Annotated in this window: 2 protein-coding genes; one reads left to right on the top strand and one right to left on the bottom strand. The window is 61.1% G+C overall.

The window, feature by feature from the left end:
* Positions 1–1,427, top strand: a 1,427-nt coding sequence (locus R5H23_RS16230; protein ID WP_317216055.1) for an AAA family ATPase, incomplete at its 5' end; no start/stop codon positions are given.
* Between the two features lie 41 nt (positions 1,428–1,468).
* On the opposite strand, the gene R5H23_RS16225 is transcribed toward R5H23_RS16230, so the two are convergent.
* Positions 1,469–3,003, bottom strand: a 1,535-nt coding sequence (locus R5H23_RS16225; RefSeq protein WP_317216053.1) for a type IV secretion protein DotL, incomplete at its 5' end; no start/stop codon positions are given.

Here is a 3,003-nt window from a genome sequence, read left to right as displayed (position 1 = left end):
GTCAGGTCTCCCCGCGTCAGCTGCTTGAGATCCTTCAGCTTCAGCAGGAAAAGGGCTTTGCCCTTCGGGTAGTGGGCGACCGGGAACAGGCCCAGGCGATCGAGGCCGGCGACGCTGTGGAACTGCTTTTGCGTGTTATGCCCAAAGAGGCGCGTCCGGAGCTGTTGAGCACGATCCGCCAGAAGTCCGCGCGTGGTCGGCAGATCGCCAGCATGTTCCGCAGTCCTGGCCGTGATCTGAGCCAGACCGAGGACGAGCAGAAGAAAGCCGATATCGCCCGGGCGCGTGAAGCCATCGACATGAAGCGCAAGGACGGCACGATCCGACTTGTGGGGGGCGACCATGACCAGGTCGTTGAGCAGATCGCTGACCTGTATCTTCGACGTCGCGACATGCTGGCGCAGGCCGGGTCGGAGCGGGGCATCACCATGTCGGCGCCGACCAACGAAGACGTCATGGATCTCAGCCGTGCCGTCCGCGACCGGCTGCGCAAGCGTGGCGAGATCGGGCAGGCGGAGATCGTCAAGGCCGCCATTGATCAGCGTGGCGTCACCTATGAGCTGCCTCTCGCAGTAGGTGACAGGGTTCGATTGTTTGCGAAAACGAGTGTTCGGATGGAAACAGCCCATGGGCGTCGCTGGCGTGATCTGGGTTCGAATGGCGACTTCACGACCGTCAAGGGCTGGTCCGATGAGGGGCTGGTGTTACAAAATGCGAAGGGCCGGGAAGGGCTGGTGCCCTGGACCCGGCTGGCCGACCCGAAGACCGGACGCGTCCGTCTTGGCTTTGGTCATGCCATGACGGTCGATGCGGCGCAGGGTGTGACGTCCGACGAGCATATCAACGCCATGCCGCGTGGATCTTCGGCCATGACCGGCTTTACCTCCTATGTTGCCGAAAGCCGGCATGTTCATCGTTGCTGGACGGCCGTGTCGGAAGGGTCTCTCCGGGAGGCCGAGACGTTTTCGCGGGCTCTGGGTGATATCCGGCCGGTGACGGTCAACGATCTGTATGACCGTCTGGCATCTGACATGGGGCGACATCCCTACAAGTCCCTGGCTGTCGATCTGGCAAAGGCCCGTCTGGCGCACGAAGAAGCCAATACGCGCTGGATCCGGCAGAACCACGTTAATGAGCGGACCCGGCAGAAAGGGCAGTCACCGGGCGGTCAGGTGCGTCGTCAGGTTGAGGAAGCCCCGATCCGGGATGTCCCGCGCGCGCAATGGGACGATGTCAGTCGCAAGCTGCGCAAGGCCGGCTATGCCGCGCAGGACGCCCTGAATGCAGCGCGGCGGGTTGAAGATCTGCAGGAACGTCGGGGGAAGCAACAGGCCGAAGACCGGCTGCAGCGGGCTCGCGCCGCCGCACAGGCAGAAGAGCGGGAGCGCGATCGCACGCGGGTTCGTGGCACAGGACGAGGGATGTAGGTTCGAAGATGGAGGCGGCACGGGACATGCCGCCTCAGGTGCTATGCGAGTTCTTTGCCACGCGCATAAAGATTCAGGGCGTGCGTGACTGCCTCGACGGCCGCCCGCTCATCCAGTCCAAGCGCCGTCTCGAACGTCACCAGCTCGGTCAGGAGTGCTCGGTCAAGATCCGGATGAAGTGATTCCGTCGTGCGGGGCAACTGCGCGGACGGAGGAACGAGAGTCTCAAACAGCTTTGCAAAAGGTTTGTCTTCTGCCGAAGTCTCGTCCGGAAAAAGAAGGTTCAGGAGTTCCTGGGCGTCCTGCAGTGGCGTGCCTTCCGTGTTGAGAACGACACCGAGCCGCTGATACAGATCTCCCAGAACTCCGGTCAACGGCCGGAGATCGCCCTTTTCGATCCGATCGCGCCCTTCCTGAAGACGTTGAGCCACGTCATCTGCTTCTGTGGCCGGTTCCTCCGAGACAGGGGCTTCAAGAGCGGGAGCCGCTGAAACTGTGGGGAACACCCTGTTCACGCCCTCTGGCTTGATGCCTGCATAGAACAGTCGCGTGTAGATGCGCTTTCCTCGGAAGAGAATGATGGCCTGCCCCTGTCGGAGGTTCTGCACATCGCTCCAGGAGATCCGCTTGACGTCGCGGATGTCTGCGCGCTGCTGGTCCGCATAGACGCCCAGAGGGTTGGAACTGTCGAAGCCGGGGAGGACGCTGACAGGCATCGTTCCACCTGACTGTTCGATCCACTCCCGGGTTGGACCAGAGTCTTCGATATTTTCAAAGATCTTCAGCTTGGGATTGCCGAGAAGCGGAACGGTCAAATCCTTACCGAGCGTGGCGTAGAGGGTGCCCACTTCCTGAAACGAGATCAGCAGGGAAATGTTCAGCTCGCGACCCAACGCCATCATGGCGTCGATCCCGCGTGTCGCGAACTGACCGACTTCGTCCAGAACCAGAGGATAGGGCACCGTCGAGGACGACGCGCGATTTACGACGCGGTCCTCGTAGTCGCCCTCAATCGAGGTGCCGAGTGCCGCCGCAAGCGCGTAACGAAGCGCCGTGATGACCGCCTTGCCCAAGGCAGCGTTGGTGTCCGGGTGGTTTTCGAGCGAGGGAAGAAGAACGACGAGGATGCGCCGATTGAAGATGACGTCCCGGAAGTCCACATCACCGATATTGCACCGGAAGATATGCCCCAGCGTGGAACTCATCTGGGTAAAGGTTTTGCCGAAGCCACCCACCACATAGGAATGCTGCTCGCGAACCTTGTCCTGGTCTCCCACGCTTTTGGTGTTCGAGAAGCCACCCGTCTCTGTCACGTAGTCGCGGACCGGGTTCAGCAGGGTCCGGTCAAACTCGGGCGGCAGTTCGACTTTTCGCGTCTCGGCTGTATCTGCATCATAATAGGTGAAGATCTGATCCTGGTAGAGATCGCGCAGTTTTACGATGTCAGAGAACATCGTACGGATCGTCTCGGACATGATCGGAATACCGAGGTTGTCCCGGACCCACACGAAGACATAGGACATGCCGCGAATAAGCGCTTCGGCCCTGTCGCGGAAATGCGCGGAGTTACCCCCTC

The sequence above is a fragment of the Gluconobacter sp. GP1 genome (assembly GCF_032913585.1).
GTDB lineage: Bacteria > Pseudomonadota > Alphaproteobacteria > Acetobacterales > Acetobacteraceae > Gluconobacter > Gluconobacter cerinus.
This window is presented reverse-complemented; position numbering and strand designations above follow the sequence as displayed.